11 protein-coding genes are annotated in these 14,078 nt (G+C 55.6%); 3 read left to right on the plus strand and 8 right to left on the minus strand.

What is annotated here, in order from left to right; genetic code table 11:
- Window positions 1-65: 65 nt before the first annotated feature.
- From NHH03_RS09135 to NHH03_RS09155, 5 genes are all read right to left on the minus strand, one after another.
- Window positions 66-2,114, minus strand: a complete 2,049-nt coding sequence (locus NHH03_RS09135) for a prolyl oligopeptidase family serine peptidase (RefSeq protein WP_253155495.1) — start codon at window positions 2,112-2,114, stop codon at window positions 66-68.
- A 177-nt stretch (window positions 2,115-2,291) separates the two neighbouring features.
- Entirely contained in the window at window positions 2,292-3,938 is a 1,647-nt protein-coding gene (locus tag NHH03_RS09140) for a cation:proton antiporter (RefSeq protein WP_253155497.1), read from the minus strand.
- A 156-nt stretch (window positions 3,939-4,094) separates the two neighbouring features.
- The gene (gene dsrP, locus NHH03_RS09145; RefSeq protein ID WP_253155499.1) at window positions 4,095-5,375 is read right to left on the minus strand and encodes a sulfate reduction electron transfer complex DsrMKJOP subunit DsrP; all 1,281 of its coding nucleotides are present in this window, start codon (window positions 5,373-5,375) and stop codon (window positions 4,095-4,097) included.
- 36 nt (window positions 5,376-5,411) lie between these two features.
- Window positions 5,412-6,347, minus strand: a complete 936-nt coding sequence (locus NHH03_RS09150; RefSeq protein ID WP_253155501.1) for a 4Fe-4S dicluster domain-containing protein — start codon at window positions 6,345-6,347, stop codon at window positions 5,412-5,414.
- Entirely contained in the window at window positions 6,337-7,041 is a 705-nt protein-coding gene (locus NHH03_RS09155; protein ID WP_253155502.1) for a cytochrome c3 family protein, read from the minus strand. The genes NHH03_RS09150 and NHH03_RS09155 overlap by 11 nt, the downstream gene beginning before the upstream one ends.
- Window positions 7,042-7,141: 100 nt before the next feature.
- On the opposite strand from NHH03_RS09155, the gene NHH03_RS28360 reads away from it, so the two are divergent.
- From NHH03_RS28360 to NHH03_RS09165, 3 genes are read left to right on the plus strand one after another with little or no spacing between them, the layout of a single operon-like run.
- The gene (locus tag NHH03_RS28360; protein WP_390895543.1) at window positions 7,142-7,444 is read left to right on the plus strand and encodes a chaperone NapD; all 303 of its coding nucleotides are present in this window, start codon (window positions 7,142-7,144) and stop codon (window positions 7,442-7,444) included.
- 56 nt (window positions 7,445-7,500) lie between these two features.
- A complete protein-coding gene (locus tag NHH03_RS09160; protein WP_253155503.1) occupies window positions 7,501-9,918 on the plus strand; it encodes a molybdopterin-dependent oxidoreductase in 2,418 nt (805 codons plus the stop codon).
- Window positions 9,915-10,793, plus strand: a complete 879-nt coding sequence (locus NHH03_RS09165; RefSeq protein WP_253155504.1) for a nitrate reductase cytochrome c-type subunit — start codon at window positions 9,915-9,917, stop codon at window positions 10,791-10,793. Before NHH03_RS09160 ends, NHH03_RS09165 begins: the two co-directional genes overlap by 4 nt.
- Window positions 10,794-11,018: 225 nt before the next feature.
- On the opposite strand, the gene NHH03_RS09170 is transcribed toward NHH03_RS09165, so the two are convergent.
- The 3 genes from NHH03_RS09170 to NHH03_RS09180 all read right to left on the minus strand — a co-directional run bounded on the left by NHH03_RS09170 (window position 11,019) and on the right by NHH03_RS09180 (window position 13,918).
- Window positions 11,019-12,329 carry a homoserine dehydrogenase gene (locus NHH03_RS09170; RefSeq protein ID WP_253155505.1) on the minus strand — a complete coding sequence of 437 codons (1,311 nt, stop codon included), beginning with the start codon at window positions 12,327-12,329 and terminating at the stop codon, window positions 11,019-11,021.
- A gap of 69 nt (window positions 12,330-12,398) precedes the next feature.
- Window positions 12,399-12,764 carry a hypothetical protein gene (locus NHH03_RS09175; protein ID WP_253155506.1) on the minus strand — a complete coding sequence of 122 codons (366 nt, stop codon included), beginning with the start codon at window positions 12,762-12,764 and terminating at the stop codon, window positions 12,399-12,401.
- Window positions 12,765-13,039: 275 nt separating this feature from the next.
- Window positions 13,040-13,918, minus strand: a complete 879-nt coding sequence (locus tag NHH03_RS09180; RefSeq protein WP_253155508.1) for a sugar phosphate isomerase/epimerase family protein — start codon at window positions 13,916-13,918, stop codon at window positions 13,040-13,042.
- Between the last annotated feature and the right edge of the window lie 160 nt (window positions 13,919-14,078).

A 14,078-nucleotide genomic window follows, 5' to 3' on the forward strand; every position in this document is an offset into this window, starting at 1 on the left:
AGGTTCGACAGTGACCCCGGGCTAAGCTATTGAACGATGCCTGAAGCGAAACAGAACTCGACGACTCAGGGCTTCCAGCTTTCGTCGAAGAATCCTGCCGCTTCGATCTTGCCTGGGTCACGCATGGTCGCTCCCTGGCTGACGTCGATGATTGCCCAGTCGGGTAACTTGGGCGTCTGACGCGCATTGTTTAGGTAGTCGTACTCGCGGAAGGTGACTCCACTGTTGAGCACAATGTAACGATCGGGATTCAGTGGATTGGGATAAACCATCGCAATCGCGTGCGCGGCACGATCGAATTGCTGTTCCCCCAACCGGATCGAATCGGCCGCCCATTGCACCGGCAAATCAGCGGCAATCCGTTTGATGATCGAATTGGACTGGTCGTCGCCGAACAACACCAAATTGTGATCAGCGATTTGTTGATCGGTCAATTCTGTATCGACCACCGTTCGGATGTCACCACGAAAATGTTTGCGCCAGTGAGTCTGCGCATGCTCGGATTCGCTACGGAACCATTTTTCAGTGACGGTGTCGTCACTACGGGCCGAGGGCAACACAAACAGAAAGGAATCCATGAAGGCATCGTCGATCGGACCTTGAAGCCCAGGGCGTTTGGCCAATCCCTCGGCAAACGACGACACGAGTTTCCATTGAACACCATCAAACTCCAAGTCGGCTTGCCACGACCGATCCGAACGCACCGCAGGACCAATGATTGTGGTCCCATCAAGATGAATCTTGGGCTGACAGGGCAGCGGGCCGCGCCATTGGCCCGCTGAAAAATCCAACCGCAATCGGCTGACGTTTTTGGTCACAACGCTCAGTTTCGCTGGCGTCGGTCGCGTGTCCAACGTGGCGGACACGTGCGCCCGCGACCAATGCTTCTGCAGGCCTTGGACGTCGACCCAGTGCATCTTGTGGTAACGCAACGTGTAGGTCGTAAAATCGACGTGCCGGGGGACGTCGACTGTGGCGGCGGCGGCCAAGGCGTCCATCTTGTGTTCGATTTCGATTTTTGAATCGGGATGGATTTGGTGTGCCGTTTTTGGACCAATTAAATGCACCAAATCGATGCCCTGCTGCGCCAACGACTGCTGCATCACGTCAGCGGCCTGTTTCTGCCGGTCGATTTCACCACTGTAGGCAACCGTTGGGCACATCACCAAATTGCGCGACCAGGGCGGACAGTCGTATAGCTGCCAGAGTGTTCGTTGGTAGCCGGGCGTTGATGACAGATCCTCGCTTTGAAACGACTTCAAAAACTCCGGCGTCTCGGAAAATCCAGCGCCGGGGTTGGCTGCAAAGAACCGGTCCGCATAGTGAGTCGCAAATTGCCAACAGCCAGCTCCGCCCATCGAAAACCCACGCACGCTGCAGCGTGCTGGATCAACGGGCAACCGTCCGCTGACATACTCCATCGCCTCCAGCACATCGATCTCGCCGGCAAACTTAAAGGCGTTGCTGTAGCGGCCATAGGGATGTAACACAATCGTGTCCGCTGGCGTGTACTGGCCGGCATTGTTTCGACCATTGGCCAAGAAATTGGCTTCGCTCATCTTTTCGCCGCGTCCATGAAACCACAGATCCAATCGCCGTGGTCTTGCATCCCCGTGGGTGTATCCAGCCGGAACCACCAACGCATAGGGCTGGTAGGAACCATCGATTTTGGATTGATAACCGCCAATGACCAGTTGCTGGGAATCGCCCGCACCGATCCCCACCACACGGCTCCACCGCGGATCCGATTCAGCAATCTCGATTCGCTGCTGGGCGATGTTCAACAGCAGCAGCGCATTTTCAATATCGCGGTCCTGGTAGAACTGTTGAAATTCCATCGCGATCTCGACGGCACGTGGAAATACCAATACCTCTGGCGTCAGTCCCTTCAGGTTTGCGACGACCTGTTTCCGCTCCGTCTGCTGAAATCGGTTTGCGGAATCGGCCCATTCCCCAGCAGCTGAGAGCGTTTCTTGCCACGATTTTCGTATTGCCGCGCAACCCTCCGTCAACCGCTTTGTTTGCGCATCGGTCAACTCCATCCCGACGGGCGGGATCGGACGAACCGTAGCGGCATCATTATCCGCCGGTCCATCGGCCCAGGCAGACGTCATCACAATCAACCAGACGAACAGAACGTGAGTAGGCTTCATCGAGCGAGAGACTTTTGGGAAGGAGGGATCAACACACACCGGCTTCGGGGGACGCCGATCGAATGATGGTGGTACTGGATCTTGCCAACGATCCGGCTGGGGTGAGCTGTGAAACGCAGACGACAGATTGTAATCGTTTCATTTGTCGGCGTGCGGATTCTCGCCTAGCCACTGAGTCACGGAATCCCCGAGTGCTCCGCCGACACACTCTTCATCGCCGCGAACAATTCCACCGGCGGCGGACAGCGCATCACTGTGAATTTGATAGCGAGATCGGACCATCACCGTGACCGCGGGATTCATCGCTCGCACCGTTTCTACAATCGTCAATGCCGATTGAAAATGTGGCAGCGTGATGATCACCAGTTTGGCTTCACCTGCCGATGCATGCTCCAGCACATCCGATGAAGTCGCATCGCCGACGTGAGCTTCAAATCCGAACTCAGTTGCCTTGCGAAGTCCCTCACGATTGAGGTCGATCACCGTGACTGTCAAATTGGATTCAATCAACGGATGCGATGCAACTTGCCCGGTCGGGCCGAATCCGACCACGATCACATCGGTGCTGTGCGAGGAAGTGGCGGTGTCGTCGTCACTGTTGCCCCCGCTGCCAAACCGCCGAGCCAAGCGGTCACCAAACCGTGGTGCCAGGGGAACGGCAACCGCACTGACAAAGAAGGACACAATGGTGACAGAAACCACCAGGGCGTAGACATCGTCGGAAACTACCCCCGATGTCCGTCCAATCGCGCCCAACACAAACGCAAATTCGCCGACCTGTGCCAATGCCAGTCCGGTTGCCGCCGCAACCCGCAACGATTGACCGAACGCCAGAAAGATCGCGGTGATGATCACCAGTTTGCCAACTGTCAGCGCCAGAGCGGCAACGGTTACCCAATGAGCGTGCGCGGCGATCCACAATGGATCGGCGACCATCCCGGCGGAACCAAAAAACAGCGTCAGCAACAGCACCCGCAGCGTCGACACATCGGCCCGAATTTGGGTTGCAAACGGGGAACTGCCCAACAACATGCCGGATATGAATGCGCCAAGCGCCGGAGAAATGCCGGCTTGATGCGCCGCACCGGCTGAACCGAGTCCGATCGCAGTCGCAAAAATCACGGTCAATTCACGATTTCGCTGCAACGTCAACGTTCCCAACGTCAGCACTGCTACCCGGGTCAACAGATATAGCGCAATTGCCAGCCCTGTCGCCATCAAAGCCAATTTTCCGACATCCATGGCCACTTCGGCCGCGGAGCCGCCACCACCCAATACCGTCATCAAGACCGCCAATGGCACGACGGCGATGTCTTGGGTCAGCAACACGCCCAGACTGTTGCGACCATGGGGCATCTCAATTTCGCCGCGTTCCATCAAGATTCTAAGCACCACCGCCGTGCTGCTAAGCGCAACCATGGCACCAAATGCGAGTGCGGGCTTGATCGTCAAACCAAAGGCCATCGCGACTGCCGCGGCAATCGCCAACGTCAAAGTGACTTGAATCACACCGCCGATCAGCGGCCGGCTGCCAAGTTTTTTAAGTCGATCGACCGAGAATTCTAGCCCCAGACTGAACAACAGCAGCGCCACACCCAATTCCGCGATCGCTTCGATTTCATGCTGGGATCCGACCAGCCCAAATCCCCCCGGCCCCCCGACGAGCATCCCCGCCAGCAGATATCCCACCAGCGGACTTTGGCCGATGCGTGATGCCAATCCGCCCCCGATCAAACACGCCGTCAGCAGAAAAACGATGTCGGCGAGTAATTCCCAAAGTTCCATCCAGCGTTCTTCCTTGGCATCAATTTAGGCCGCCACGTTCGGTTTGCATCACAGTACAAATCTTCTTGCCACTGTGTCCGCTTGGCAACCCGATCAAATTCCTTCTGCACGGCCAAACCACCCGCGATGGAAGGGGGCACAACGGTGGACCGATTCTCAGCCACGACCGCCACCGGTCGCAACGGTCGTGCGTTCGGGGACTGGCTGGGCATTGAAGACGTTGGCGATCAATTTCAACATGATTGTCAGCAATAGAAACCCGAACGCCCAAATCCCAGCGACGACTTTCCATTCGATCAAACTGGGCGAGTATTCGACGATTTCGTGAAGCGTCGAAGGGATGAAACCGGGAACGATCAATCCCATCCCTTTTTCAATCCAGATGCCGACCAACACGCAGACACAGGCGACCACGCGAACCAGACTGCGATCCATTGCAGACGGCAGAAAAAACAGCGCGGTGCCGATCAGATTCAGTGCGATCGATGACCACATCCAAGGCACCAGGCCATCGTGACCATGCGAGCCGAAGAACAAGTAGTGTGCCGACGAAGCATGTGCACCACCGGTATAGAACAGCGTGAAGATCTCGCTGACCAACATCAGCAGGTTCACCACCATCGCCACCCGAATGATTTGAATCAACGTGCGTGCCGGCCCCGGATCGGCCGCATAGCAACCGGTCACCCGCAAAATTCTCATCACGAGCAAAATGAATGCAGGCCCGCTGACAAACGCCGAGGCTAAAAAGCGTGGCGCGAGCAGTGCAGTGTTCCAAAACGGTCGTCCACCGAGACCGCAATAGAGAAACGCGGTCACAGTATGAATACTGATCGCCCAAAAGATCGACAGAAATACAAACGGCACATACCAGACCGGGTTTGGTGTGCGCCCCAGGTATCGCATGTAAAGCAGATAGCCAACGATGTGCAGATTGATCAACAGGTAACCGTTGAGAACGATGATGTCCCAGGTCAGCATCGAGATCGGCCAATTGAATTTCCCGATCCCGGGAATCATATGCCAAAACCGATCCGGTCGGCCGATATCGACGACCACACTCAATGTACACATCACGATCGCGGCGATCGCAATGGCTTCACCAATGATCACAACTTTGTGCATTTGGTGATCGTCGTACAAGTAGGCCGGGATCACCATCATCACCCCGCCAGCGGCCAAACCGACACAGAATGTGAAGTTGGAAATGTACAGTCCCCAACTGACCTGGTCGGTCATGTTCGTTTGAATCATCCCCTCGGCCACTTGATGTGCCCAGGCATTGGCGCCCACCAAACTGATCGCCGTCAACAAAGTCATCCAAGCGTAAAAGGCCAACGAGCCTTCGGTGGCCGACCACAACGCCCGTCCCAGAAATGTGGGATAGCTAATGAAGTGCGATTCCTGGTCCGGGTCTGATGCGCTGATGCTGCTCATGGATCCACTGGCCGACGGTGCCAAATCCTATCGCGGTTAGTCAAAGAAGTAGAAAAACGCGGGCTTCGTACCCAACTCTTCTTTCAAGATGTAGACACGTTTGTTTTCCAAGATCCAACGGATGTTCGAATCCGGATCCAAAATGTTTCCGAACACGCGGGCCCCGGTCGGACACGCTTCCAAACAGGCTGGTAATTTCCCGCGGCGAGTTCGGTGCAAACAATAGGTGCACTTTTCGATGACCCCGACCGGACGGATTCGATTGCTCAGGTAACTCTGATCAGGATTGACTTCGTCAGCCGGCACATCAGGCTTTTTCCAATTGAAACGGCGTGCGTGGTACGGACATGCGGCTTCACAGTAACGGCAACCGATACACCAGTTGTAGTCGACAACGACAATACCATCCTCTTCTTTCCACGTCGCTTGCACCGGGCAAACGTCGACACAGGGTGGTTCGTCACATTGTTGGCACTGGACCGGCAAATAAAACTTGTCCGGTTGCGGAACCGTTCCCGTGTACGTTGTCGATCCCTGTTCCAAATCCATCGTGCCCTTGGGCATTTCGATCACACGAATGTACGACTGGTTGGTCGAACGGTCGTGATTGTTTTCTTTGTGACAGGCTTCGACGCATTTCCCGTTGCCGTTGCAAACGCTCAAGTTGATTGCGTAAACGAATTTCGTGCCGGGGATCGGACGATCATCCGCTATCGTGACATCGGCGCCATAGTTTTCTTTGGCGTCCGCTTCCAACCGGGCGATCACCGCTTGCTTGTCTTCGGCAGACAGCTCGGTGTAATGCGACTGCATGAACTCCGCCGCCGTGGTCTGTTTGGCCGCCTGGCGGAGCGGTGAAATCGACGCGACAAACGCTGCGGCGCCCAGCGTTGCAAATCCACCTTTGACCGCCGCACGGCGAGAAAAATTGTTGATCACCGGAAGCGCGGTCGAGTCATGCTTACTGGTCATGCGATTCCTCTTTGACATCTAGAAAGCGGTCGCGCGGTTTAAATCCCACCACCATTTTTGGATAGGCCGGTACGTGAGGGTCGTGGCAATCGACACAGTTGTTCTTCGTTTGTGGCCCCCTGGTTCGATCCCAAAATCCGTTCATGCCACCGTGTGCGCCGTGGGCAAACGAAGTTGCTTGAGGCGAATGACACTGGGAACACAGTCGCATCACATCTTGATAGCCAACCGCCGAACCGTCTGCCAAACGCAACGAATCACTGCCATTGGGTTGGTGGCACGCATAACAGCTCAATTGGCCATGATTGAATTGCAGCCCCTGATGAAACTCGTTCAACTCTCTCGTCGTTTTCGTTGCCATGTTCGCCGGACGCACGCTATGACAGGTCGAACAAGCAACTTGTCCGCTGCGTCCCTGTGGATCGACACCCGCCAAATTGATTGTCGGTGTTTCGAGCGGTTGCCGGACGATGATTGGAAACGTTGTCGGATTGGAAGTTGTTTGCTTCGACGTCGCCTGCTCGGTTGTTGCCGCCTGAGTCGACACCGACTGCAGCGGCTCTCGCAGCGGTGGTGATTCCGCTCGTTTCGATTGCAGACGTTCAGGCTGTCGAATCTTGGCGAGCGAGACAACCGTCACCGACACCACAACGGCAATGATTGCGGCGAACAGAATGTTAGCGAGTCGCGTCATGCACACTTTCCCCCTCGAACAAACTTTGATCGGCTGAGTGAATGGCTTACACTTCACAAGTTAGTCTACCCATTCCCTTCACGTAGAAAGTGCTGTCACAGTGCCAATCAGTGGATTAGTTGTTGTTTTTGAGGGACCAACCGATCGGCACGCCGACTCTTTGGGACAGCTCGCGTCACATCCTGCGATTGAAGTGGGGCAAACCAATGGCCACCGCTGTGCGATCGTTATTGAGAGTCATTCTAAACATCAAGATCAACAGTTGTGGGAGTGGGTGCACAGCTTGCCAGGGGTGCAAAACGTCAGCGTTGCCTTCGTTGGTTTTGATACGGACAACAATGATGACAACTGCGATGGTCAGGAAAAATCGAATCCCACCACACCGCCTGAGTCAATTTTGTAACAATCATGTTGTCGGACTGTGAACGAGGCGACCGCGACATGTAAACAGGAACAACGATGGATTCCAAACGTAGAAGTTTCTTGAAATCCGCGGCGATGGCGGCCGCAGGTTCGATGGTCGTCAGCGACGCCGCGTTGTCACTGCCAGTCGTTCAAGCGGACGATGGATTGCCTGACGGCGACAACATCACCTGGAACAAAGCGCCCTGTCGTTTCTGTGGGACGGGTTGTCACGTCCAAGTCGGTGTCGAAGACGGTCGCGTGATTGCAATCGCAGGTGACAAAGCGGCAGAAGTCAACAAAGGCTTGTTGTGCGTCAAAGGCTATCACGTCGGTGGCGTGTTGTACGGCAAAGACCGATTGACCGAACCGCTACGGCGCGAGGGCGACAAATTTGTGCCCATCCCATGGGACGAAGCAATCGATATCGTCGCCCAGCGGATCATGAAGGCACCTGAGAAGTTTGCCTTTTACGGGTCCGGCCAGTGGACGATCCCCGAAGGCTATGCGGCGCAAAAGTTTATGAAGGGTGGATTGAGCAACAATCATATCGACCCCAACGCTCGCCTGTGCATGGCGTCCGCTGTGACTGGATTTTTGGCAACCTACGGTGTCGACGAACCGGCCGGATGCTACGACGATCTGGACAAGTGCGATGTATTAATCACATGGGGAAACAATCCCGCCGAAATGCACCCGGTATTGTTTTCACGCGTCACAGATCGCCGTTCCAAAGGCGAAAAAGTACGAATCATTGATATCGGAACGCGACGCACACGAACGACGGATGCGGCCAATGATTATTTGGAAATGAAGCCACACGGCGACGTCGCGATCTCGTTGGGAATCATGCAGCAACTGATCGCCAACGACAATTACGACAAAGACTTTGTCAGCAAGCACTGTGCCTTTCGAGCATGGCCCGATAGCGGGCCATCATTGCATGGCGATGCGATCAGCGAACAGGAATTCCGCAAGCGCATCGCCAAGTACACGCCGGAGCACGTCGAAGAATTATCCGGTCTGCCGGCCGACAAAATTCGCATGTTGGCTGCCTTGTTTGCGGATCGCGAACTGCGGATCACCAGTCTGTGGTGCATGGGCATGAACCAGCACACGATGGGGACGGCGGTGAATTCACTCGTGCATGGCGTGCACCTGTTGAGCGGACACTTTGGTCGCCCCGGCGATGCCCCCACCAGTCTGACCGGACAACCCTCGGCTTGTGGCACGGTGCGCGAGGTCGGAACACTCTCGCACGCGCTGCCGGGAGGACGATTGGTTGAAAAGCCCGATCATCGCGAGCAATGCGAAACGTTTTGGAATGTTCCGGCCGGGCGAATCAAAGCCCAACCGGGTTACCACACTGTCAAAATGTTCGAACAGTTTGTCACCCCCGCAGCGGACGGCGGCGACATCGAAACGCTGCTCGTACAGGTGACCAATCCGGGACAATCGCTGCCCAATTTAAACAAGTTGTTCAACAAGAAAGACGGACTCGAAGACAAGTACCTGATTGTTTCGGATGTCTATCCGACGGCGACAACGCGATTGGCAGATTTGATATTACCGGCGGCCATGTGGGTGGAAAAAAATGGAGTGTTTGGCAATAGCGAACGACGCACACAGCAGTGGTTCAAAATGGTCGATCCGCCGGGACAAGCCCGCGACGATTGCTGGATGACCATTGCGATCGCACATCGATTGTTCGAACTCGGCCACGAGGGCATGAAGGACAAAGACGGCGAGTTTATCTTTGCCGTGAAAGACGATGATGGTAAACCCGTTCCGGTCTGGGAATTCGAGCACTATTACGACGTGAACGTCGACAAACATCTGTTCGAGGAATATCGTCAATTCACGACGATGAAACACAAGAATTTGGCGCCCTATGATGAGTACGTGAAAGCACGTGGATTGCGCTGGCCGGTTGTCGAACAAGACGACGGATCGTGGCGTGAAACAAGGTTTCGTTTCTCTGGGTTCGACGATCCGTTTGTCGCCGAAGGCAAGGAAATCGATTTCTACCATTCCACCTCAAACGATGGTCGTGCTCAGATTTGGGTACACGAGTACCAACCGCCGCCAGAAGTGCCCGATTCTGAATATCCAATGTGGCTGTGCACCGGCCGCGTGTTGGAACATTGGCACACCGGATCGATGACTCGCCGCTTGCCGCCGCTGAATCGCGCGATGCCAACGGCCTATGTCGAGATGCATGCACAGGACGCCCGAGACCGCAATATTCGACAAGGCGAAACGGTGGTGATCGAGTCACGGCGTGGGGAAACTCAGCTGCCGGTCTGGATCGATGGACGAGGCCGCCCTCCGCAAGGCACTCTGTTTGTACCGTTCTTCGACGAATCCAAATTGATCAATGATGTGACGTTAGAAGATTTCGACCCACTGTCGAAACAGCCGGACTACAAAAAGTGTGCTGCCAGAGTGCGCAAACTCGGCGAGGTGGCGTCATGAACGGGGATCTGCCGGTGCCTACGGATTCGCCAGATTCGCCGAACCGATTCACTCGGCTGGTCACCGTTGTTTCGGCGATTGTGATGGCGATTGCGGTGATCGGATTGGTGGTCGGGATCTCCGATGGCGTGCCGCAGCCCGAACTGGAATCCGAATCCCAGCCCCCGGGCGACATGTCCGTCGAAATCAGTGGACACGAAAGTGGCAAACCGCAGCAGTCGGACCCCGCCAATCCAAAACTGATCGATGCCGTCAGCTACGCAGAAATCCCCGACACCGTGATGGGACCAACACCGGCGTTCCAAGCCGCGTTGGTCTCGTTGCCGCCGCAACCGGAATACGATTTATTTTCAGAGGTCAAACTCGATCCTGCGGCAAAGCTCGCGTCCGGCCGAGTTCGCTCGGAACGCCGTGCCTTCAACGGAGCCCCGCCGATCATCCCACATGCCGCCGACAACACCAGTGATTCGGCATGCTACAGCTGCCATGCACAAGGGGTTCAATTTGCGGGCTTAAGAGCCAGTGTGATGTCACATCAATACCTGGCGAACTGCGTCCAGTGCCATGCCCCTCCGCCACCCGCACCGTTCGCAACACTTGACTGGAGTGTGCAAACAGATTTTGTGGGGCTACCGGCACCCCAGGCAGGCGAGCGTGCCTTCCCTGGTGCTCCACCGACGATTCCGCATTCCCAGTGGATGCGAGAAAATTGCCAGGCCTGTCACGGCGGCCCCAATGGATGGGCGGGGATGCAGACGACGCATCCGTGGCGAACAAACTGCACGCAATGCCATGCACCGTCGGCTGCGCTCGACCAGGCGATCCCCGATCATGAAGTACCAATGTTGCCGCCGCTGGAAATCGCGACCAAGTGATCCACTCGCCCGACCACACCCGTTTTGAGATTGCACTCTATTAGTAACCCGACGCGTCAGAGAGGGATTTAGGGTGCCGACGGGATCCCTCGCTGACGCGTCGGGTTACCAAAAACCAATGCGGATGTGTGTGCACTACGTCACTTCAAAATTCAAGCGTTGCGCATGTACCGCTCTCGCTCGGACCGCGAAAACGATTCAATCAACGCGCTGGTAAGCGAACGATCAGTCTTTGACCCGCAATCGTGTGACGCCACCGGTCACCGATTTCAACGATTCGATCTCTGAGGTGGCCTTGCTCGCCGCACCCTCGGACGCTTCGTGCGTCATGATCACCAGTGGCACTAAATCCAGGTTTCGACCGGACGATTCGGATTCATGCTGGATGACCGACGCAATCGAAATGGCGTGCTTTTCCAACACCGCCGCGATCGCGGCGAGGGTGCCGGGATGGTTGGCGACGTGAAGTCGCAAATAGAATCGTCCCCGCAGCGATTCCGCATCACGTAATAGCACGCGGGGTGGATTGTCACTGGAGAAATATTCCAAGGTTTGGAATGTCAACTTGGTTCGTCCCACCGCGGTGTCGATCAGGTCAGCGACCACGGCCGATGCGGTCGGCATCTGGCCGGCACCAAGACCGTGGTAGAACACCGGTCCCACGGCGTCACCGATCGCGCGGATTGCATTGTACGCGTCACGGACTTCGGCCAGCGGCGTGCCAATTTTGATCAGTGTCGGTGACACGGAAAGTTCCAGACCGTCGTCCGACAGGTTAGCCACCGCGAGCAACTTGATCCGATATCCCAATTGCCGCGCGTAACGCAGATCGGCAGGGTCCAGTCCGTCGATCCCGATTTTGGGGATGTCGTTCCAATCCACCGTCGCACCGAATGCCAGGTGCGCCAAGATCGCCAGTTTTTGTGCAGCGTCAGTTCCGTCGACGTCCATCGCCGGATCGGCTTCTGCGTAACCGAGTTCCTGCGCTTTGCGGACGACATCGTCATACGACGCTCCGTATTCATCCATCTGGCTGACGATGAAATTACTGGTCCCGTTCAGGATGCCTTCCAGCGACAGAATTTGGTTTGCCGACAGACACTGGCTGATGTTGGCAATGATTGGAATGCCACCAGCGACCGAGGCCTCAAAGGCGATGCTGCGCCCGAGTTGCCGAGCGCGGTCAAACAATTCGGGACCGTGTTCGGCCAACAATGCTTTGTTGGCAGTGACAATGTCTTTGCCGGATTCCATTAACCGCAACATGATCGTTCGGGCTGGTTCCAACCCACCAATCAATTGCGCGACCACCGTGATTTCGGGATCATTGATCACGTCGTCAATCGAATCGGTCAGCACACCGGCGGGCAACTCCATCCGCTCGGCGGCTTTTTCCAGGTCACGCACCACGGCTTTGCGAAGCCACAGCGTGCGCCCGGCATGCCGCGCCGTGCGGTCACCGTGGTCCAACAAGAGACGTGCGACACCACTTCCAACTGTTCCTAGGCCAACAATGGCTACATTTGTTTTTTCCATGGCACAAGATGTTAACTGCGCATGGCGGATCGAACGAGACCCTACGACGGAAAGCGATCGCGGCGACGGTTATTGATGGACTTTGATAAATTGCCAACCCGAAATCCGCCAATTCGGGCCGTAAGGACGGCACCAGCGACACTCGGCCAAGAACTTGGTGGGACCGTTTTTCAAACTTTCCACCGTCAACACGCCGATCGAGCGTTCGGGAACCACACAGCTGGTGATCAGTCCGATGCCAGCCGTCGAGACATTCCGAGAAAACGCCAACAGCGTGTCCTGGGATCCGCGGATCGCTAGAGCGACTGGTCGTACCAGGTGCTCGCGGTGAGAAGATCGATTTTCATTCCGATCATAGAATGCGTCTTCTTCCAAAAGCTCGCGAATGGCGCTTTCGACATCCATGTTTGGCGCGGAACCGCTCTGACACAGCATGATTGATCGACTCCTAGACGTACTGAACGCGACGCCAGCAGGAAAGTCCGAATAAGCTGGAATCGAGGGTTCGCGGATTGATGGAAAAACAGGTTGCGCAAACCTTAACGCGAACCCTTCCACCACGAATTAACAATGCGTGGCAAAAGGCACTTGGGCAAATGGAATTCACCCCGAAATACCCAAAAAAGTCGCCAAGAAGGTGTAATAGTTCCCTGCGGGACGCCCGTCCCGCACGTTTTACTCGCTTTCTACACCCCAGACTTACTGGTGTACTAAAGTGTTTTCAAAAACGCCATGCTTTGCTGGATGCTTTCAATCGGGTGCGGCGAATGGTCTTGTTCCACATGACAATGATCCACCTTTGAATCCGCTGCGGCGGCCAAAATCGGCTCCATCGCGATGACGCCGTTTCCGAGTTCCTTGAACGCGTCCTGAGGAATCGAGTCGTAGACCGGTGGCTTGACGGCGGCATCCAAATCTTTGAGGTGCAGTTGGCTGACGCGACCGTCCAACTGACGAATCAATTGTGCGGCATCGTGCCCGCCGACGACAACCCAGAACACGTCGACTTCGAACTTCATGTCGTCAGAGAATTCCTCTCGAAAGACGTCGTAGCCGCATTTGCCACCTTCCAGCGGTTGAAACTCGAAGGCGTGATTGTGATAGGCCAACTGGACTCCACCACGTTTCGCCGTCTGAGCGGCTGCATTGCATCGCTCGGCAATCAATTTGTACTGGTCCAATGAACCACGTAGCTCACCGGGCAAATAAGGCACCACCAAATGTGTCAGCCCATGCTCGTTGGCCTTGTCCACGATCGCCTGAAACGGTTGAGCATCTTTCCGCTCCGGGAACAAAATGCTGTCGCTATTGATATGGGACGAATTGACCGCCAAACCATTGGCCTTGGCTTCGCGAATCATGTCATCGGCACCGGGGAAACCATACGGTTCGACTTGTTTGTATCCGGCATCGGCAACGGCTTTCAACGTTCCAGCCACATCGTCTTTGATCTGGTTACGAAGTGTGTAAAGCTGAATCCCGATCTGATTGCGATAGCGATTGTCCGCTTCAATCGCACGCAGCCAACTGGACTGAGCCAAAACGGCGGTGAGTGCGGTGCCGGTTGCCAAAAACTGTCGTCGTTTCATGATCCATTGGTCCGAAAAGGGGGAAGGAACGAGCGTCTGGTTTAGATTGACTGCTCGATGGTCGCTCAACTCACAAGACACGAGTATTGCAGTTGCGCTTTATGGTAACCCGACGCGTCAGTTTTGAAGTTGCGCTTTTGCAATTCACTCTCCCGCCCCG

Origin of the sequence: Stieleria tagensis, from assembly GCF_024129865.1 — a bacterium.
GTDB classification, from domain to species: Bacteria; Planctomycetota; Planctomycetia; order Pirellulales; family Pirellulaceae; genus Stieleria; species Stieleria tagensis.

What these genes read in the sequence shown, in the direction of transcription:
- NHH03_RS09135 (WP_253155495.1), bottom strand. Translation starts at nt 2,114, where the DNA reads ATGACGTCTGCCTGGGCCGATGGACCGGCGGATAATGATGCCGCTACG.
- NHH03_RS09175 (WP_253155506.1), bottom strand. Translation starts at nt 12,764, where the DNA reads ATGCTGTGTCAGAGCGGTTCCGCGCCAAACATGGATGTCGAAAGCGCC.
- NHH03_RS09165 (WP_253155504.1), top strand. Translation starts at nt 9,915, where the DNA reads ATGAACGGGGATCTGCCGGTGCCTACGGATTCGCCAGATTCGCCGAAC.
- NHH03_RS09170 (WP_253155505.1), bottom strand. Translation starts at nt 12,329, where the DNA reads ATGGAAAAAACAAATGTAGCCATTGTTGGCCTAGGAACAGTTGGAAGT.
- NHH03_RS09155 (WP_253155502.1), bottom strand. Translation starts at nt 7,041, where the DNA reads ATGACGCGACTCGCTAACATTCTGTTCGCCGCAATCATTGCCGTTGTG.
- NHH03_RS09180 (WP_253155508.1), bottom strand. Translation starts at nt 13,918, where the DNA reads ATGAAACGACGACAGTTTTTGGCAACCGGCACCGCACTCACCGCCGTT.
- NHH03_RS09160 (WP_253155503.1), top strand. Translation starts at nt 7,501, where the DNA reads ATGGATTCCAAACGTAGAAGTTTCTTGAAATCCGCGGCGATGGCGGCC.
- dsrP (WP_253155499.1), bottom strand. Translation starts at nt 5,375, where the DNA reads ATGAGCAGCATCAGCGCATCAGACCCGGACCAGGAATCGCACTTCATT.
- NHH03_RS09150 (WP_253155501.1), bottom strand. Translation starts at nt 6,347, where the DNA reads ATGACCAGTAAGCATGACTCGACCGCGCTTCCGGTGATCAACAATTTT.
- NHH03_RS09140 (WP_253155497.1), bottom strand. Translation starts at nt 3,938, where the DNA reads ATGGAACTTTGGGAATTACTCGCCGACATCGTTTTTCTGCTGACGGCG.